This window comes from Flavobacterium sp. NRK F10, assembly GCF_024054235.1.
Classification (GTDB): Bacteria; Bacteroidota; Bacteroidia; order Flavobacteriales; family Flavobacteriaceae; genus Flavobacterium; species Flavobacterium sediminis.
In genome coordinates this window covers 391,858-412,041 of the sequence record NZ_JAMXLC010000001.1, presented here as the reverse complement: position 1 = coordinate 412,041, position 20,184 = coordinate 391,858, and the positions used below count along the sequence as shown (strand labels likewise).

Annotated in this window: 17 protein-coding genes; 3 read left to right on the top strand and 14 right to left on the bottom strand. The window is 37.2% G+C overall.

Features of this window, described 5'->3' with window-relative positions; all coding sequences use genetic code 11:
* Positions 1–133 precede the first annotated feature (133 nt).
* Positions 134–445 carry an antibiotic biosynthesis monooxygenase gene (locus NHF50_RS01820; protein ID WP_109568075.1) on the top strand — a complete coding sequence of 104 codons (312 nt, stop codon included), beginning with the start codon at positions 134–136 and terminating at the stop codon, positions 443–445.
* On the opposite strand, the gene NHF50_RS01815 is transcribed toward NHF50_RS01820, so the two are convergent.
* Both NHF50_RS01815 and NHF50_RS01810 read right to left on the bottom strand, forming a co-directional pair.
* Positions 442–1,380 (bottom strand): YeiH family protein, encoded by a 939-nt coding sequence (locus NHF50_RS01815; RefSeq protein ID WP_252774862.1) that lies wholly within the window; start codon positions 1,378–1,380, stop codon positions 442–444. The genes NHF50_RS01820 and NHF50_RS01815 overlap by 4 nt on opposite strands.
* 81 nt (positions 1,381–1,461) lie before the next feature.
* Positions 1,462–2,346, bottom strand: coding sequence for a LysR family transcriptional regulator (locus NHF50_RS01810; RefSeq protein WP_252774861.1), 885 nt, complete (start codon positions 2,344–2,346; stop codon positions 1,462–1,464).
* A 183-nt stretch (positions 2,347–2,529) separates the two neighbouring features.
* On the opposite strand from NHF50_RS01810, the gene NHF50_RS01805 reads away from it, so the two are divergent.
* A complete protein-coding gene (locus NHF50_RS01805; protein WP_252774860.1) occupies positions 2,530–3,441 on the top strand; it encodes an AraC family transcriptional regulator in 912 nt (303 codons plus the stop codon).
* Between the two features lie 81 nt (positions 3,442–3,522).
* On the top strand, positions 3,523–4,524 hold the full coding sequence (locus tag NHF50_RS01800) for an aldo/keto reductase (RefSeq protein WP_109568071.1): 1,002 nt from the start codon (positions 3,523–3,525) through the stop codon (positions 4,522–4,524).
* A 56-nt stretch (positions 4,525–4,580) separates the two neighbouring features.
* On the opposite strand, the gene NHF50_RS01795 is transcribed toward NHF50_RS01800, so the two are convergent.
* From NHF50_RS01795 to NHF50_RS01740, 12 genes are all read right to left on the bottom strand, one after another.
* Positions 4,581–6,467, bottom strand: coding sequence for a DUF349 domain-containing protein (locus NHF50_RS01795; protein WP_252774859.1), 1,887 nt, complete (start codon positions 6,465–6,467; stop codon positions 4,581–4,583).
* 173 nt (positions 6,468–6,640) lie between these two features.
* Positions 6,641–7,402: a shikimate dehydrogenase gene (locus tag NHF50_RS01790; RefSeq protein ID WP_252774858.1), complete on the bottom strand. Its 762-nt coding sequence runs from the start codon at positions 7,400–7,402 to the stop codon at positions 6,641–6,643.
* Between the two features lies 1 nt (position 7,403).
* Positions 7,404–8,375 (bottom strand): DUF368 domain-containing protein, encoded by a 972-nt coding sequence (locus tag NHF50_RS01785; RefSeq protein WP_252774857.1) that lies wholly within the window; start codon positions 8,373–8,375, stop codon positions 7,404–7,406.
* Between the two features lie 66 nt (positions 8,376–8,441).
* Complete coding sequence (locus NHF50_RS01780; RefSeq protein WP_252774856.1) at positions 8,442–9,836, bottom strand: tetratricopeptide repeat protein; 1,395 nt, start codon at positions 9,834–9,836, stop codon at positions 8,442–8,444.
* Between the two features lie 110 nt (positions 9,837–9,946).
* Positions 9,947–11,134, bottom strand: a complete 1,188-nt coding sequence (locus NHF50_RS01775; protein WP_252774855.1) for an aspartate aminotransferase family protein — start codon at positions 11,132–11,134, stop codon at positions 9,947–9,949.
* Positions 11,135–11,160: 26 nt separating this feature from the next.
* Entirely contained in the window at positions 11,161–12,831 is a 1,671-nt protein-coding gene (locus NHF50_RS01770) for an OstA-like protein (RefSeq protein WP_252774854.1), read from the bottom strand.
* A 106-nt stretch (positions 12,832–12,937) separates the two neighbouring features.
* On the bottom strand, positions 12,938–14,209 hold the full coding sequence (locus NHF50_RS01765; protein WP_109568064.1) for an adenylosuccinate synthase: 1,272 nt from the start codon (positions 14,207–14,209) through the stop codon (positions 12,938–12,940).
* Between the two features lie 30 nt (positions 14,210–14,239).
* Positions 14,240–14,692, bottom strand: coding sequence for a Fur family transcriptional regulator (locus NHF50_RS01760; RefSeq protein WP_109568063.1), 453 nt, complete (start codon positions 14,690–14,692; stop codon positions 14,240–14,242).
* Positions 14,693–14,772: 80 nt separating this feature from the next.
* Positions 14,773–16,995, bottom strand: coding sequence for a bifunctional (p)ppGpp synthetase/guanosine-3',5'-bis(diphosphate) 3'-pyrophosphohydrolase (locus NHF50_RS01755; RefSeq protein WP_252774853.1), 2,223 nt, complete (start codon positions 16,993–16,995; stop codon positions 14,773–14,775).
* Positions 16,996–17,092: 97 nt separating this feature from the next.
* Entirely contained in the window at positions 17,093–17,887 is a 795-nt protein-coding gene (locus NHF50_RS01750; protein ID WP_252774852.1) for an RNA methyltransferase, read from the bottom strand.
* A gap of 8 nt (positions 17,888–17,895) precedes the next feature.
* The gene (locus NHF50_RS01745; RefSeq protein ID WP_252774851.1) at positions 17,896–18,831 is read right to left on the bottom strand and encodes a DUF2167 domain-containing protein; all 936 of its coding nucleotides are present in this window, start codon (positions 18,829–18,831) and stop codon (positions 17,896–17,898) included.
* Positions 18,832–18,844: 13 nt separating this feature from the next.
* The gene (locus NHF50_RS01740; RefSeq protein WP_252774850.1) at positions 18,845–20,179 is read right to left on the bottom strand and encodes a DUF58 domain-containing protein; all 1,335 of its coding nucleotides are present in this window, start codon (positions 20,177–20,179) and stop codon (positions 18,845–18,847) included.
* Between the last annotated feature and the right edge of the window lie 5 nt (positions 20,180–20,184).

Genomic DNA, 20,184 nt, shown 5'->3' with positions numbered 1-20,184 from the left:
GTAAAAACTAAAATAGGTGGATGAATTTATTGAGCTATTTTGTTACCCAAATTTACGAAGAAATCAGCGCTTAAATAATTAACTTAGCTTAAGGTTTTGTTAAAGTTTAAATTGTTTAATTTCAATAAGTCAGATGAACACAGAAAATAAAAAACTTCCGTATTATGCAGTAATTTTTACGTCAGTCAGAACCGCTATCGATGAAGGATATGCAGAAACAGCATCCCGAATGATCGAACTGGCAGAGAGCCAACCCGGTTTTTTAGGGTTGGAAAGTGCTCGTAATGAGATCGGGATCACAGTTTCCTATTGGGAAAACCTCGAAGCTATACGAGCCTGGAAACAAAACAGCGAACACCTTTTAGCTCAGGAAAGAGGAAAAGTTTTGTGGTACGAACAGTATAAAGTAAGGATAGCTAAAGTAGAGCGGGAGTACTCATTTTAAAAATGAGTAATAAAATATAAACTTCCGATACTGATTATACTCCAGAGAATAACAGCAAAGACTAAAGGTTTACTTCCGATGGTTTTCAGGGTGCGGGGTGTTAAAGTAGAACCGATAAGGAATAAGGTCAAGGTTAATCCGGCTTTAGCTATTTGAGTGACAACAGGGGTAAAAGGATTGAGAACAGGAAAATAACTGTTCAGCAGAATGGCTAATACAAACAAACCGATGAACCAGGGAATTTTGATTTTTGACGTTTGGTTCTTAAACCAGAACATAGAAAATAAAGAAACCGGAATGATCCATAAAGCCCGTGCTAGTTTAACGGTAGTGGCAATTTTTAACGCTTCGTTCCCGTACTTAGAAGCGGCTCCTACAACCGAACTGGTATCGTGTATACCAATGGCACACCACAAACCGAATTGTTCCTGTGTTAGTCCTAAAAAGTGTCCGATCACCGGATAAATAAACAAGGCAATAGAATTAAGCGTAAAGATAATAGCTAAGGACAATGAGATTTGTCGGGTATCTGATTTGATAATAGGGGAAACGGCAGCAATAGCGCTTCCGCCGCAAATGGCAGTTCCAACGGAGATCAGATAGGACAAGGAATTTTCCAGCTTAAAAATTTTACCGAAAACGTACCCCAGAATTAAAAGAACAGAAATACTCACAGCAGTTATACTAAAACCGGTTTTTCCGGCGGCTAACGCTTCGTCTATCTGTAAGCCAAAGCCTAACCCGACAATTGAGATTTGTAATAGTAAGTGTATGACGCCGTGTAATTGTTTTTCAAACGGATTGCCTATGGCAATTGCAGTAATAAAACCCAACGCCAATGCTAAGGGCGAAGAAATGAGCGGAGTCAGACACAATAGTCCTAAGATTATAAATAACAGTTTCGGGTAGAGATGCGGTTGTGCAATGCTTTTCATCAGTTGACTTTTTGAATTTCAGAGTTCAAAAGTCTTTATTTTTATAGTACAAAACCAATCGTATTTTGTTCTAATGGATAACTAAAAGTTATAAGTAAGAAATCGCATAAAGAGCGTAATAAGTTCCGAACGTTCGCCTTTGGGTAAAATGAGTTGGAACGTACGGTTAATATTAAAGTTCTTAATATCAATTATAGCGAGTGTATGATTTTGCAATTCTTGAAAAATACTGCTGATGGATAAAAATGCCATTGCCTGAGAATGTAACAGGTAATTTTTGATGCTTTCGCTACTTCCTAAGTGCATAATGACCTGTAGTTTGTTAAGAGCAATACCTTTGTCCTGTAAATGATTTTCGATAAACTCCTGGGTACCCGAACCCGGTTCACGAAAAACGAGTTCCATAGCATACAGGTCGTTTACTTTTAGAGTCGTATTGGCTAAAGGATGTTGCGCCTGAGCGACCAATACAATTTCATCTTTTTTAAAAGGGTGGTATTCCAGAAGAGAGGATTGTGAAGCACCTTCTATGATGCCCAGATCGATAGTGTGGTTTTCCAGTAAGGAAGAAATGGTTTCGGTATTATGCGTAAGCAATTCAATCTGAATGTCTTTGTAGTACGCATGAAAAGTAGCCAGGATTTCCGGTAAGATATAGTGTGCAACAGTGGTACTGGCACCGATTCTGAGTTTACCTTTTTGTTTTTGGTTCACCTGATGGATTTCAAATTCCAAGTCACGGTAAATACTTCTGATTTTTACGGCATAGTCGTATAAGATTTTACCACTTTGTGTAAGTTGAATGCTCGTGCCTTTGCGGTCAAACAGTTTGGTGTTGAACTGTTGTTCGATCTCTTTGATATGTTTGGTTACTGCAGGCTGACTGATATGCAATTCCTGTGCAGCTTTGGTAAAACTCAGCCGGGTAGCAACGGTATAAAATACTTTTAAACGGTAATCAAACATATACAAAGACTTGGATAAAGGTCAAAGGTAGGTTTTTTATAGAAAAAGGAAAACAACTGAAAACAGATCTATATTTAGTCTAAAGATTCTTTTAAGAGATTTAGTATTTGAGAGAAGTGTTTTATTCTGTTAAAATTATCCAAGTAAAAAATAAGTTTCGTTTGAATTTTATAATTTTACAAGATGAAAACAACCGAAAATATAGAGCAGTTTTACCAACGTGTTCCCAGAGCCAATGCTTTAAATTTACCGTTAGACAATACCGGAGCGGGGCATATCAATGTGTTTTCCCGAGAGCAATGCAGCATTAAAGCGCCGTATATGCGCCGTGATTTTTACAAAGTATCTCTGGTTATCGGAACCGGAAAACTGCAATATGCTAATCAATACTTACTTATTGACCGACCGGCTTTGCTTTTCAGTAATCCGCAAATACCATATTCATGGGAAATTACCTCTCAGGATCAGAAAGGTTGGTTTGCTTTGTTCTCCGAATCTTTTTTACTGAACAATGAGCGTGCCGGCAGCCTGAAAGAATCGCCTTTATATCGGGTAGGAGGGAATCCGGTTTATTTTCTGAACGAAGCACAATTAAAGGAGATCTCAAGGATCTTCGAAAAGATGTATGCAGAGATACAGTCCGATTACCCTTTTAAATACGATGTCGTTCGCAATTGTTTGCATTTAATTATACACGAAGCTATGAAAATGCAACCGGCCGATACGTTCCAAAAGCATCACAATGCCTCTGAACGGATCGTAGCTTTGTTTCTGGAATTGCTGGAGCGGCAGTTTCCGGTAGATTCACCCGACGATCCGTTGGCTATGACGACTGCTAATCAATATGCAGAACAACTTTCGGTTCATGTCAACCATTTGAACAGAGTGGTGAAACAACATACCGAACAAACCACAACGCAGCATATTGCACAACGCATTGTTCAGGAAGCATGGGCATTATTGCAACACAGCGATTGGAGTATTTCGGAGATTGCTTACAGCCTCGGATTTGACACACCGGCTTATTTTACGAACTTCTTTAAACGTAAAACAGGAAAAAATCCGTTGCAGGCCAGAGGAAGTACAAATATTTGAAATTTATAAGTGATGCTTTGAAATCTATAAGCTAAAAGAACCCTTTCGGGATAACTTTGTTGTATCAAAAAAATAATTATGATGAAGTATAGAATTTTAGGAAACAGCAACGAAAAAGTTTCCGCTTTAGGCTTAGGTTGTATGGGGATGAGCTTTGCTTATGGTCCGTTTGACGAAAGTGAGAATTTAAAAACACTGCAACGAGCATTAGACTTAGGAGTTAACTTTCTGGATACTGCGGATATGTATGGTAACGGAGCCAATGAAGTTCTGTTGTCTAAAATACTCAAAGACAATCGGGATAAAGTATTTTTAGCAACAAAGTTCGGTTTTCGTTTTCGCAACGGAAAGGTTGGTGACAGCAATGCTGTAGACACCTATTTTGACGGTTCTCCCGAATATGTAAAGCAGGCTGTTGATGCCAGTTTGCAACGTTTGGGTGTAGATGTAATTGACTTGTATTATGCACATCGGGTAGATCCACAGGTGCCGATAGAGGAAACGGTTGGTGCCATGGCTGACTTGGTACAAGCGGGAAAAGTACGTTATCTGGGATTGAGTGAGGCTTCACCGGAATCCATCCGCAAAGCGAATGCGATTCACCCTATTGCGGCTTTACAGAGTGAATATTCTTTGTTGACACGGGACGTGGAAGGAGAGATATTAAATACGGTAAATGAATTTAATATGGCTTTAGTTCCGTATTCACCTTTGGCGAGGGGTTTGGTTACAAATGATTTCAATGTATCGGCTTTAGATGCCGGAGATTTCAGAAAAACATTGCCGCGCTATCAGGGAGAGAATTTAGAAAATAATATGAACCTTACGGATGCTTTTAAAGCGTTTGCAATCGAAAAAGGCATTACATCAGCACAATTAGCACTGGCTTGGGTATTGCATCAGGGAGAAAACATCATTCCTATTCCGGGAACGCGTAAAATAACACGATTAGAAGAAAACAGTAAGGCTGTTGATGTGGTACTTACAGGAGAAGATTTAAGAACAATAGATGCTATTCTGGCGAAATACCCTAATGTAGGGAATCGCTACAACGAAGGTGCTATGAAATTGGTGAACAACTAGATCAACCAACATTTTCATAAAAATAAAACCCAAGCTTTAAGCTTGGGTTTTCTGTATTAGATCTCTCTGAGTTTTGTTAACTTTTCTTTCCAAAGTTTCAGATCATCCTTGTGGCGTTCAATGTTCTTTTGTACTTCTTTTAAGAACGGATTGTCTTTTTTAGCGTTAGTGATGAACTGTATGTTATTTTCCAATTGGAAAATTTCGTTTTGCACTTCATCAATTTTCTTTCTGATGAAGAACTGCTCTTTTTCAATAGCATGATTGTCTTCATTTTCCACCCATTGTTCCAGTTTGGCATCAAACTTCATTAATTCAGTATCTTTTTTAGACAAGCTTAGCTTTTCAAATAAAGCATCTAATATTTTGTTGAACTTTCCTTCAATATGGCGACGGTTAAAAGGTACTCTTCCAATAGATTTCCAAGCTTCTATATGTCCTTTGATTGCATCCAGATCTGTTTTGTGATCGCCGCTTAAAACAAAAGATTTTAAATCTTCTAAATAAGCTTTCTTATTTTCAAAAGCTTCTACTTCTTCTTTGTTTTCGGCGTTTTTTACTTTGTGTAAACGGTCAAAATAATGGTTGCAGGCATTTTTGAACTCAGTCCAGATCTTGTCGGAATATTTTCGTGGTACATGACCGATCTTTTTCCAGTCATCCTGAATTTTTTTCATGATCGGAGTAACTGTGTTGAAATCCTCACTATCTTTTAAGGACTTGGCTTGTTCTACTAAAGCCAGCTTTTTATTCAGGTTATCCTGTTGTTCGTTTTTAATTTCTTTGTAAAAAGCATTTTTCTTAGCGTTGAAATTGCGAACGGCAGTTTTGAACTCGTCCCAGGTTTGCTCTGTAACTTCTGCAGGAACTCTTCCGGCTTTAAAGAAACGTTCTCTCATTTCTTCCATTTTCTTGATCTGAGCCTGCCATGCATTGTGACTGTTGATCTCTTCTTCGCTTAGAGCAATGATCTGATCAATGATTCCTTTTTTCTTTGCTAAGTTCTCTACTTCACGTTCTTTGATAGTCGACAAATACGCTTCTCGTTTGTCGTGCATCTCTTTAGTTACCTCGCTGAACTCGTTCCAGATGGCTTCGCGGTGTTCGCGATCTACAGGTCCGATCTCTTCTTTCCAGACACGGTGTAACAGTTGTAATTCTCTGAAAGCTTTTAAAACATCTTCTTCCTGAAGCAGCTCTTTAGCTTTATCTATAATCTCTTGTTTTTGTTCTAAATTGTGTTTAAAGTCCAGATCACGGGCTTCTTTGTCCAAATGGATCAGGTCATAAAAACGTTCAATGTGAAAATGGTAGTTATTCCAGACAATATTGTATTTGTCTCTCGGAATAGCTCCTGCCGTTTTCCATTGCTCTCGAATGTCGTTCAAGCGTTTGAACATATCTGCAATAGAAAGCGTTTCATCTGTATTGTCTACCAAAGCTTTTAGTTCTTCGATCAACTCATTTCGTCTTGATAGATTGCTCTTCAAGTTTTTCTGAAGCTGATTGTAATGCTGATTGCGTTTGTTCTTGTAATCGTCGTATACTTCGTCAAAACGGTTCTTTATTGGTAAGTGGTATTCGAATTCGACATTTTCATCCGTATTAGAAGCATTGAACTCATCTCTTTTTTCATCCATCAGATGCTGATAATGGTTCATGAAAGCTTTGCGAATTTCTTCAGCATGATCTTTAAAAGACATTACCGGATGATTTTTTACCAATTTCTGAAGTTCATCGGTAAGTTCGTCCATGGACATGGAATCGTAATCTAACATCGGGATGCTATGGCGATCCTTAATTGAGTCGTCTTCATTTTCTTCTGCGTTGGAATTGTCAATTTCATCCTGAGCAGATTGGTTCTTTACAACAACATTTTCTTGCGACTCTAATTGTGGTTGTCCATCTGCTTCTTGCAGGTTATCATGCTTATCTTCTAACATTTTATAAATGCTTAAGGTTACTAATTCTGCACCAAGATAGTAAAGCGGAATGAGAATTCAAAGAAAATCCGATAAATGTATCGTTTTTTTAAGCTAATGAATTGTCCTGTTGAATGATAGTTCCGGGTTTGTTGTTTGCGGTCTGTTTTTCTATCAGGTTTAAATGTGATATACTATTTATTCCAGATGCGCCAAGCTTTTTCAGCCTGAAAAACTAACATTTCGTAACCGTTTTGGATTTTAGCACCTTGTTCTTTCGCTTTTTTCATAAAAGTGGTTTCTTCCGGATTGTACACTAAGTCAAAAGCAATGTGTTTGGCGGTGAACAAAGAATAGTCAAGTGGTGGACATTCATCTACCTTAGGGTGTGTGCCGAGTGGGGTAGTATTGATAACGATTGTATATTCTTTAAAAACATCGGCTGTAAGTTCGTCATACGAAAGCTCGTATTCAGATGGTGTGCGACTTACATAATCAAATTCGATCTTTAATTTGCGCAACGCAAAAGCAATAGCTTTGCTGGCTCCGCCGGTTCCTAAGATCAGTGCTTTAGTATGGTGCTCTTCTAATAGGGGGAGTAATGCTTTTTTAAAACCGTAATAATCTGTATTGTAGCCTTTTATTTTTTTATTCTTTGAAATAGTTATTGTATTGACTGCGCCGATCTTTCGGGCATTTTTAGAAAGAGCATCAAGATAAGGGATGATCTCTTCTTTATAAGGAATTGTCACGTTGAGTCCGCGCAATCCCTTTGTGTCTTTTAGTAATTGGGGGAAATCTTCAATTTTAGGCAGATCAAAATTCACATATTCGCAATTGTCAAAATGAAGCAAAGCGAATTTTTCAGCAAAGTATTTTCTGGAAAAGGAGTAGGAAATATTTCTGCCTATTAAACCAAATTTTACCTGTTTTTTGAATTTTTTCTTTTTTCCCATTTTATTCTTTTTTTCCTAATTGAAGGGCTAATTTTTCAAGTCCAAAAATTACTAAAAATCCTGCCAATGCCATAACGATTGCCCAAATAATTTTAGGGTCGCCGTTAAAATATTGCGGTAAAATGCTTTTTTCTATAAAGGGAACCGTTTCGCCATGGCTGTTGATCCTTGTTTCCAAAACTTCTTTCCAAGGCCATATTTTATTCAGTGAACCGATCATAAAACCGATCAATAAAGCCAAAGTGGTATTCTTATGATGGGCAAACATCCAGGTAAGTATGCGGGAGAACAATTTTAAGCCTAAGATAGCACCTAAGGCAAAAACAACAAGCTTAAGTATAGCTTGTCCTAAAAGTTCAGAGTTCATTTGTGTAATGCCTTCTCTTAGTTGGTTGATCGTGCCAATAACCGTTGCGTAAGACCCCATTAAAAGTAGGATAAAAGCTCCTGATACACCTGGTAAAATCATAGCAATGATAGCTAAAAAACCCGACAAAAAGAGGTATGGATAACTGTCAGGAGAATGAGTCGGTTCTGCAATGGTGATGTAATAGGAAAGTACCGTTCCTAAAAGCAACGCAATAATGCTTCGTGCTTTCCAGTGTGTAATTTCTTTCCATATAAAAGCAATACTGGCCAGTACTAATCCGAAGAAGAAAGACCACACTAAAATAGGGTGTGTTTCCAGTAAATGTGTTATGACTTTAGAGAAAGTAAAGATACTGATCCCGATACCAAGAAGCAAAGCAACTAGAAAATTACCGTTTATAGCTCCCCATGTTGCTTTTAACCCGTTTGTTTTTAAGGTTTTTAAAGTACTCAGGTTAATTTTATTGATACTATCGATCAATTCCTGATAAATTCCGGAAATGAAAGCAATGGTTCCTCCGGAAACTCCCGGTACAACATCGGCTGCTCCCATAGCAATTCCTTTTAGCGTAATGAAAAGGTAGTCGGGGAAAAGTTTTCTCATAGTTCATAAAAAAGCCATTTTACTCCGCTAAAAGGTAGTGTTGTAAAATGACTTTGTAATTATCAATTAGTTTCTAAATTTTTCAATAAGGTTTTGCACAGCTTTCTTTGTCCATACGCTTGGAAAAATTTCCGATAGAATTGTATGATTGTTGAAATTTAAGCGCAAGGCATTTGTCAGGTGAAATTTTCCGCTTTTGCCATCACCTACTAAATAATATAATCCTGCTAAACGGTATTCAATCTCATATTCATCCGGAAAAACTTCTATGGATTGCAACAATACTTCAATAGCGGAATCGTATTCGCCCAATTGTTGTAATGAATTGGCCCATAAAACAAAAGTGTCCAGATTAATATCGCCGTTTTCAAATGCTTTTTTATAGCCTAATTCGGCTTCTTCATAAAACTGAAGGGCATCATTTATTGCAGCATAGCGTTTCCAGTAAAAACTATTGTCCCCGTCAATTCCTAAAGCTTTATTAACATAATATAGAGCTTTCTGGAAGTTTTTTTCATGAAGGTAAAAATCGGTAATAGCGATCCAACCTTTGTCAAGTAAGGGGTCTTCATGAACAGTTTTATGATAGAATTTTAATGCTTGTTCTTTGTTTCCTAGCTTTTCATAGCATTTTCCCATGCGCAACAGCGCGAAAGAGGTAGCATCGTCAATTTCTGTTGTAATCGTATAGCAGTCAATGGCTTCCTGATAACGTTTTAGTTTTTCAAGTGCCTTTGCTTTTTCTAAATAAGCACCTAAAAAAGATTCATCGATCAAAGTAGCATAATCAAATGCCCATACAGCCTTTTCGTAATTTTTTAAAGCATAGTACTGGCGGCCTAACTGATGCCAGGCTACCTCGCTATATGGACTTCTGTCAATGAATTTTTCTAAGTAACGGATGGCGTCTTCATTTTGGTCTAAAAAGTCAAAACAATAGACAACATTGTATAAGGAGGAATAATCCTGTTCGTCTTCTTCCAGACATTTGATAAAGAATTCTTTGGCTTTTTCCAGATCATCCATGAAAAGATATTCCATACCGATCATTGAATATACATCAGCATAATCCTCAGTGTACTTTAAGGCGACTTTCAGGGAATCGATTGCTTTAGCATGTTCATCTCTCTTCGAAAATATATTAGCCTGCTGAATGTAGATCTCTTCATTTGTAGGTTCAATGGCATACAATTCACCCAAGAGTTTTTCTGCAAGGTCTAATTTGTCTTCGTAAACCAGCATTTCAACCTGTACCAGCTTTAAACCTGTTGACTTAGGGTGTTGCTCTAAACCAAGTTTTAAAGCTTTTTTGGCTAAATTTAGCCTTCCGGTATCCATGTAATGGAGTACTATGTCTTCGAATTCTTCCGAATCGAAAAAGAAAACTTTATTCGTTTTCAACATGGACTCAAACTTGGATAGTGAAAGGTTGTTTTCATCTTCATCGTGACTCAATCTCATACGCTTTGCAATTTATGGTTTTGTCCTTACTAAAAGTAAGGAATATATTTGGGTCGATTTTTTGAATAGCAAATTGTTTTAAACAATTTAATTAACAATTCAGATCGCTCTTAATTTTCGTTTGCTATTTCATTTAGTATGTCAATAATGATGCCACAACCTTCTTTGATTTCTTCTTTTGATATAGTAAGCGGAGGGGTTATGCGAATTGCCTTACCTTCGAAGAGTAACCAGAACATGATAACGCCTCTTTTAAGGGATTCTAAGATGACACGATTAGTGATTTCAGGACTTTCTGTCATGGCTGCAAGCATTAAACCCTTACCACGGACTTCTGTAATAAGCGGATGAACTAAAAGTTCCCGGAACAATTGTTCTTTTTCTAAAGCTTCTTCCATTAAATGGCTTTCCGTTATTTCCTGTAAAGTGGCCAGTGAAGCGGCAGCTATTACAGGATGTCCGCCAAAAGTCGTGATGTGTCCTAATTTAGGATCATGGCTTAATAGATTCATCATAGCATCAGAGGCTGTAAAAGCACCAACCGGCATACCGCTGGCCATTCCTTTACCCATAACCAAAACGTCAGGAACTATATCGTAATTCATAAAACCGAATAATTTTCCGGTACGGCCAAAACCCGGTTGAATTTCGTCTAATATCAATAGGGCACCTACTTCGTCACATCGCTGGCGTACTTTTTTCAAAAAACCGTTTTCCGGTTGGATGAAACCGGCACCGCCTTGAATGGTTTCTAACAGAACGCCGGCAGTTTTAGTGGTTATTTTTTCTAGATCGTCTTCGTTGTTGAAGGTAATAAAGTCAACATCGGGAATTAGAGGACGAAAAATTTGTTTGCGTTCTTCGTACCCCATAACACTCATACTTCCCATTGTATTTCCGTGGTAAGCATTATAACAAGAGATCCATTGACTTCTTCCGGTGACTCTCCGGGCTAATTTTAAAGCACCTTCAATAGCTTCGGTTCCGGAATTGACCAAATAGGTTTTATTCAACGGTTCAGGTAGGTGAGTAGCGAGTAGTTTACAGAATTCTGTTGCAGGATGTTGGGCAAACTCTCCGTATACCATTACATGAGAATATTTGTCTAATTGCGCTTTAATGGCATCGTTGACTCTTTTAGGTTGATGTCCTAATGTATTTGCTGAAACTCCTGCTACGAAGTCGAGATAAGCGTTACCGTTAGTATCGTAAATATAGCTTCCTTTAGCATGTGATATCTCTATTGCTAAAGGATGTTCAGAGGTTTGTGCCTGATATTTGAAAAAATCGTTAAGCATGGTAAATTGAGTGAATAAAAGTTAGATCAGGGCTGTTTTTCTACAGTCTTCTTGTCTTTGTTATCCGGATTATTTTTGTCGTATTCTAAAGTTTCCGGTAAAACTTCCATAGGAACATCTTCTTCTAATGCTTTTTTCCTGCTTTCGATTAGGATTTGTTCGTGAATAAGGTTCTCTTCTTCCGGAAAGATCCCTTCTTTAGATGTAATGCGTTCGTCTCCTCTCCATATAAATCCTCTTAACCTTCTGGCATTTTCAGGGAATTCACTTTCAGGGTAAAGATTGCTTTCTATTTTGTCAAATGCAGTTACCGTTTCTATCTGGTTGTTGCTGATCTGCATGTTAATCTTACTGCACTTTTTCTTGTCTATACCAATAAGTTCATTATCATCGTTATAGATGTAATAAATGGATTCTGTGTTTTTAACGAGATCAACTTCACTTAGTTTGTTGTCCCTGAATTTTCCGAATAGGTTTTGTCCTTTCATCTGATTGTAGCCGTTTTGGCTTAAGGTATCTTTTTGGACCAGAAAAGCATTATTCAAAACTTTCAGTGAATCCAGTTGCTCTGTTTGGTTGTTACCGATAAGATGCATAACATCACCGGTCATTTGATTTTCATTATTCCATAGAACAGGGTTTCCGATTAATTGTGTCAGAGCTGTTTTATTATTGGAATGGATAGAATCGCATTTTCCGCTCATATCGGTCTTGTAAAAGCGCACGTTGTTAAAAGCTCTGATCGTTCGGTCTTCGGGAGGACCGGTTACCAGAATTTTTTTGCCGTGCATATACAGCGAGTCGTCTTCTACTTTTGTAATAACAACAGCTCGTTTCGTTAATATGATGGAATCTTTTCGGGTTACAGGATCGCGCCACATTTCCGCATAATGCCCTTTGGCAACCATGTTGTTTATCGTATCCGTGATTTTGACATTATTGACGGCTCTAGAAAAGTTTCGGGATTGGTCGTAGTAAAGATCATCTCCTTCAATAATTTTATTATCATACGTTATTGTGGAGTTCTTTAATAGTTTTCCTGTATTGTTCTTGGTGTCATAAAAGCCGTTTTCAGTATAAATGACATTTCCTTCGTTTGTAATAGTTGATGGTCCGAAAACATAAGCATGTCCGGATTCTTCGTAGAAATCCAAGTGATTGGTCTCTATTTTTGCTTTTGGGTTGGTAACAACAACTTTGGTGTTGAATTGGTATTTTTTAGACTGAACAAAGTATTTTCCGGATTTACTCTTTAAGGTATTTTCTTTGTTTACAATTGTACCGTAACTGTTGTAAAAAGCAACTTGATTTTTTTTGTCAAAATAGATTGTATCTGTTGTCAGAGTAGATTCAGGAGAGCGCAAATATACATCTCCGGTCGCAAAAGCCAATTCTTTTTGTCCGTCATATTCAGCATAGCGACTGTTCAGGGTAATGCTGTCTCCCTGATTTATACGAACATTTCCGAATGCTTTGATGTAATTTTCCTGATCAAAGTAATAGGCTTTGTTGCAATTGATCTTTACGCCATTATGCAGGACTTTCACATTTCCGGTAAAAACGGTAGCTCCGGGAATCTCATCTTGATTCCGATCAACAAAATCCGAATTTTCTACAATTATTTTTTTGGTTTCCTGAGCATTTAATAGTGCGAAGCAGCTGAACAGGGAAATAATATATAAGGCTAATTTTTTCAAACTTTGATATTTTGGTTCAAAAATAAGTAAAAACTCTAAAAGCCTTTGAGTATTAAGAATTTTTTATAAAAAAAGCGTCCTACTTTTTTGTGGGACGCTTTGTGTATTATTTCACTATAGTTTGTGTTCTATCCGGACCAACTGATATAACTTTTATAGGAACTTCTACTTCTTTTTCAATAAAAGCAATATATTCTTTTAGTTCCTGTGGAAGTTCTTCATAGGAAGACATTCCTGTTAAATCTGCATTCCAACCTTTTAATTCTGTGTAAACCGGTTGAACATTTTCAGGTTCTATGTTGTAAGGCAAATGATCAATTGTTTGACCTTTATACTTATAAGCAGTGCAAACTTTTAAAGTATCAAATCCGGAAAGGACATCTCCTTTCATCATATATAACTGAGTTACTCCGTTAATCTGAGCAGCATATTTTAAAGCTACGAGGTCTAACCATCCGCAACGACGGGCACGACCGGTCACTGAACCGAATTCGTTTCCTACTTTTGCCATAGTTGAGCCGGTTTCGTCAAAAAGTTCAGTAGGAAATGGGCCAGAACCCACACGGGTTGTGTATGCTTTGAAAATTCCGAAAACTTCTTTAACGCGGTTAGGCGCAATACCTAAACCGGTACAAGCTCCGGCAGCAGTAGTATTTGATGAAGTAACGAAAGGATATGTTCCGAAATCAACATCTAATAAAGAGCCCTGAGCTCCTTCAGCTAAAATAGATTTTCCTTCTTTTAAAGCTTTGTTTAAATAGTCTTCACTATCAATAAAAGTTAGTTTTTTTAAGGCTGCAATAGCTTCAAAAAATTCTTCTTCCATTTCTTTTAAGTCGTATTGCAGGTCAACATCATAAAAAGCGATCATGGCTTCGTGTTTGTCTGCTAAGGCTCTATAACGTTGTTTAAAATCGTTTAATTCAATGTCTCCTACACGTAAACCGTTTCTTCCGGTTTTATCCATGTAAGTTGGACCGATTCCTTTTAATGTGGAACCGATCTTTGCTTTTCCTTTAGAAGCTTCAGAAGCTGCATCGAGTAAGCGGTGAGTGGGTAGAATAAGATGTGCTTTGCGAGATATGAATAACTTAGAGGTTACATCCATATCAAATTTAGCTAAACCTTCAATTTCTTTTTGGAAAACAACAGGGTCCATAACCACGCCGTTTCCGATAATATTAATGGCATTTTTGTGAAAGATCCCGGAAGGAATTGTTCTTAAAACGTGTTTGATACCATCAAATTCTAAGGTGTGTCCGGCATTCGGTCCTCCTTGAAAACGGGCAATAATATCGTATTTTGAAGTAAGAACGTCAACGATTTTTCCTTTACCCTCGTCGCCCCATTGTAATCCCAGTAGTAAATCTACAGTCATTTTTTAGCAGTTAGAAATTATAAGTTAGTATTAGTTTGTTGTGTTATTTTCTTTTTTTCTTCCGTAGAAGTAAAGCGAGTGGTTCTGAATTTCGATTCCGAACATATCTTCCATTGTTTTTTTGATCTGCTGGATGCGTGGATCGCAAAATTCAATAACTTCACCTGTATCGGTTAAAATAATGTGGTCATGTTGTTTGTCGAAATAGGATTTTTCATAATGCGCTTGGTTTTGGCCAAACTGATGTCGACGAACTAAACCGCAATCTAAAAGTAATTCTATGGTGTTGTATAGTGTTGCTCTACTAACGCGATAGTTTTTGTTTTTCATTTTGATATACAGGGATTCAATATCAAAATGTTCGTTTGAATTGTATATTTCCTGAAGAATAGCATACCGTTCAGGGGTCTTACGATGTGCTTTTTCTTCTAAGTATTTGGTAAATACGTTTTTTACAATTTCCTGATTGTTGTTGTTTTCCATTAGTTATAAAATGAAACAGCTACAAAGATACTCTTATTTTTTTGAATGTGAAAAAGATCTCTGAAAATGAAGTTGAGATCTTAGTTCTGATACACCCGATTCACCTTGTCTACGCCGTCTACTTTTTTAATATTATCAATTAATTTTTTCAAAACAGTATTGTTAGGAACAATAACGGTAATTCGCCCTTTAAAGATACCCGCTTCTCCGCTTAGTGATATGTTTTGAATGTTTACGTGCATCTCGTTAGAGATCACTTTGGTTAGTTCATTCGTTAAGCCTAAGGTGTCCATTCCTGTGATTTCTATAATGGCTTTGAAATCTTCCTGAGAGGAGTCGATCCACTTGGCCTGAATGATACGATAAGCATAGTTAGACTGTAAACTAATAGCATTCGGACAATCTTTTCTGTGTACTTTTATGCCTTCATTGATTGTAATAAAACCGAATACATCATCTCCGGGAATAGGGTTACAGCAACTAGCCAGTTTGTAGTCCAGTTTTTCCTGTTCTTTTCCGAAAACCAGCATGTCATATTTTTTGCTGATCTCATTACGCTGAATGATTTCCGGTTGCGGATTCGGAGAACGCTTGATGGTTTTCTTGAAAAAATTTACCAAAGTATTGTTCTTCTGGGCTGCAAAATCTTTTAACTGCTGGTTGTCGATGGTACCTATACCCACTCTGTAAAACAGATCCAGACTGGTTTGTAATTTAAAATATACAACTAATTCATTGACAACATTTTCGGAAAGATTGATTTTTAAATGGCGAAGTTTACGAGCCAGTATTTCTTTTCCGTCTTCTCCTATTTTTTTGATGTCTTCGTTCAGTACATTCTTAATCTTATTTTTAGCACGAGATGTCGTAACGTAATCCAACCATTGAGCTGTAGGCTTTTGATTAGGAGAAGTGATTATTTCTACCTGATCGCCACTGTTTAAAATATGATTTAGCGGAACCAGTTTTCCGTTGACACGGGTACCTCTTGTATGTACTCCGATCTCAGAGTGTATAGAGAAGGCAAAATCAAGAGAAGTAGCTCCTTTAGGTAAGGATTTAATATCTCCTTTAGGAGTAAAAATATAGATCTCTTTGGAATACAGGTTTAATTTAAAATCTTCGACAAAATCTACAGCATTTGAAGTCTGATTTTCCAGAGCTTCTTTTAATTGATTGAGCCAGATTTCTAATGTATGTTCTTCGGTATCATCTGAATTTTTGTATTTGTAATGTGCTGCATATCCTTTTTCAGCGATTTCATCCATACGTTCGCTACGGATCTGAATTTCTACCCAGCGCCCTTTGGGACCCATAACGGTCGTATGCAGGGCTTCGTATCCGGTTGATTTCGGAGAAGAGATCCAGTCACGCAAACGGCTTGGACTCGGGCGGTAATGATCGGTAACTATGGAATAAATTTTCCAGGCTAAGAACTTCTCGTCGTGTTGGGTGGCTTTATAGATAATACGTAAGGCAAACTTGTCATACACTTCATCAAATGTTACTTTCTGAGCACGCATTTTTCTACGAATAGAATAAATGGATTTCGGTCTTCCTTTGATGATGAACTCAATACCTTCATCGTCTAAAGATCTGGTCAAAACATCTGAAATGGATTTGATATAAGCATCCTGTTCCTGTTTGGTCTCTTTTATTTTGCTGACAATTTCGTTGTAGATATCAGGTTCTGTGTATTTTAATCCCAGATCTTCCAGTTGGGTTTTAATGTTGTACAAACCTAAACGATGTGCTAACGGAGCGTAAATATATAGGGTTTCCGAAGCAATTTTAGCCTGTTTATAGTCAACCATGCTTTCCATCGTCTGCATATTATGCAAACGGTCGGCTATTTTGATTAGAATTACCCGAACATCTTCATTGAGTGTAAGCAACATTTTTCGGAAGTTTTCAGCTTGAAGCGAAATATCCTGATCGGTTTTTACTTTAGCAATTTTGGTTAAGCCTTCAACGATCTTCGCAATTTTAGGATTGAACATTCGCTCAATATCTTCAACGGTAATGTTAGTATCTTCAACGACATCGTGCATTAAAGCAGCGGCAATGGAAGTCGCTCCCAGACCAATTTCGGCTGCAACAATTTTAGCTACTGCAATAGGATGGAAAATATAAGCTTCTCCGGATTTTCTTCTTTGCTCTTTATGAGCATCTACTGCTACATCAAAAGCTTTACGGATCAGTTTCTTATCCTCGTCGGAAAGCGTTTGGTAACTGATGCGTAAAAGTTCTTTATATTCTTGCGCAATGGCTTTGTTTTCTGCTTCTAAATCTATTTCTACCATACTAATACTATAACTTCTTTAAAGTTACTACAAAGGAATGAAATTAACAATTTTATTTTAATAGGAAAAAGACTTTATGGCAAATAGCTATACAAGGTTACTTAAAGTCTCTTTGACGTTTCGCTTCAAAAAGTAAAATGGCAGCAGCAACAGAAACATTCATGGAGTCTATTTCACCCTGCATCGGGATGATGATGTTTTTAGTACTTTCTGTTCGCCAAATCGCGGTTAAGCCTGTCGCTTCAGTTCCGACAACTAAAGCGGTAGGCAAGCTGTAATTTTGAGTATGGTATTCGGTCGAATCCTGTAATGTCGCCGAAAAAATGTTGACCTCGTGTTCTTTTAAATACTGTACTACTTCTTCAGACGTTCCCACAGCAAGTTGTCTTGTAAACAAACAGCCTACACTTGACCGTACGATGTTAGGATTGTAAATATCAGCCCGGGGATTAGCAATAATTACCGCATCTATATTTGCCGCATCTGCGGTACGTAGAATGGCCCCTAAATTTCCGGGTTTTTCTAAACCTTCGGCAACCAGAATAAGCGGATTGTTTGATAATTTTAAATCTTCAAGAGCTAACGATTTGGATTCGGCCACCGCCAAAATACCTTCGGTAGTATCTCTGTAGGCTAACTTTTGGTATACTTCTTTTGAAATTTCTATTTTCTCTGTTTCTTTTGAAATTTCTAATGAGGTTAATTGTTCTTCCGAAAAGATATGAGGTAAAAACAGGACGGTTTTCAGGGTGTACCCGCCCTTTATAGCAAGTTCTATCTCTCTTTTTCCTTCAATTAAAAAGGTTCCGGTTTGTTTTCTGGTCTTGGCTTTTTCCTGAAGCTGGATCAGTGATTTTACATACGGATTCTGAACAGATTCTATTTTTTTCATCATGCTGTTTAGTTCTCAGTTTCTTTTGGATCGGAATTATCAGTAGAAACAATACTTTCTTCTTTCGTAACTTCTTGTTCTTTACTTCCGAAAATGAATTTTCTCAGAGCGCCTAATAATCCGAGAAGACCTACAATGATAACTTTTCCGAATTTAGCTAAAATAGCAAAAAAACCTGTTTTTGCGAGTAGCTTTCCGGCTACAAGTCCGCCAATGGTCCATGCTGCTACATTATCGGTTCCGGAATCAAAATCACTATAACGTGATCCCTCTTTGTATGTCACACTTTTTGTTATGAGCGGAATAGATTTTTTAACTTCATCCAGTTGGTTGATACCGGAAACTGCCGAAAGGTTAAACATCCCTTTTCTTCCCAGTACCCTAAGATCATAATTTAAAGTATTGGTCTCACTATCGTCAAATTTTATTTCTTTTGCCCAGTGAAGCACTTTTGCAGTATTGTCATAATATGGTTTTGAAGCCCAACCTACCAGGTGCGCTTTTTCATAGCCTAATTTTTCTCTTTCAACATTTTCACTTTCAAAATCTTTCTGTAATTCTTCCAGTAACTCATCATAATCAATGTCATTGGCATCGTCGTCTTTTACATAGCCGATATTGTGATAGCTTATCACAAACATCCAAGAATTTTCACTGGTAACGCCTAGTTTTTCAGGTAAAATAGATCCCAAAACAGTTGTGTCTCTTATATTTCCCCATAGATCGGTTAAAACATATTGGGTTTGCTCTCCGTCTAAGAATTTATATCCTTTTGGGATATCAATATCAGCATTTTCATTTTTAAATTCAATTTTTCCGGTTTGATACTGCATTGAATTTTCGATCTGCTGAAAAAAAACAGCCAGAGAGTCAACCTCTTCTTGAGCAGTGGAAAAATAAGTACAGCTAATAGTTAATAGAAAGGTTAGTAGAGCTTTTTTCATATAGGGTTAATTTTTAAAGTATTCCTCGAGCTTTGATTTCTAAATATTTATTGATCGTGTCTAATGTTAACTGTTCGGGTTCGGTTAAAACCGAGTAAATGCCATATTTTTTTAATTCATTGACAATTAAGCGTTTTTCAAAAGCAAATTTTTCGGCAATGGTTTTGTCGTAAATTTCTTGAACAGTGGTCGCTTTTTTATGAATCAGTTCATTAAGTTCCGTATTGTTAAAGAACACTACAACCAATAAATGATTTTTAGCCATTCCTTTTAAATAAGGCAATTGTCTGTGTAAACCGTCTAATGTTTCAAAGTTGGTATACAACATAAGAAGACTTCGCTGGTTGATGTTTTTCTTTACATCTACATACAGACGACTGAAATCGCTTTCAAAAAAATCGGTTTTTATGTTGTAAAGATTTTCCATGATCTGCTGCATCTGGCTCTGGCGTTTTTCGGCAGCTATAATGTTCTCAACCTTCTTTGAAAAAGTCAGCATCCCTGCTTTATCGTGCTTTTTAAGGATTACATTCGATAAAACTAAAGTTGCATTGATCGCATAATCGAGTAAGCTTAAACCATTAAAAGGCATTTTCATAACACGCCCTTTATCGATGAGCATGTATACATTTTGCGATTTTTCGTCCTGAAACTGGTTAACCATCAATTGGTTTCTTTTTGCAGTTGCTTTCCAATTGATCGTTCGGATGTCATCTCCCTGAACGTATTCTTTGATCTGTTCAAACTCCATAGTATGACCGATACGTCTTATCTTTTTTAATCCGTATTGGAACAGGTTATTGGAAAAAGCCATTAAATCGTATTTTTTTAATTGAATATACGATGGGTAAGTGGGTACCATTTGGTTTTCCTCATAAATGAATCTTCTGCTGATTAAACGCAGCGGAGAAGACACATAAATATTAAGTTTTCCAAATGTATATTCACCACGTTCAGTAGGTCTCAGGAAATATTGATAACTATCTTTTGTCTGAGTTTTAATTTTTCTGGAAACTTCAAAATGCCGTTGCTGGAACTGATACGGAACTTCGTCGATGGCTTTAATCAGAACCGGAAAAGTGTAATAGTTTTGTAAATGAATAGTAATGCTATTGTCATCACCATTAGAAAGTTTTTCCGGAGTAAGGCGAGAAGCGGTTACTTTTTTTCCGGAAGCAAAGAGTAAAAGGATATCGATAGTGGTAAAAGCCACTAATAACACCAAAAGATACCAGGCGGCATTGTAAAACATAGGAAGAAAGAACGACACTATGAATAGTGCAATGATCCCCATGATACAATAGAAGAAAAAATTATTGATGTATAGCTGTTTATAGAATGCCGGCATTGTCC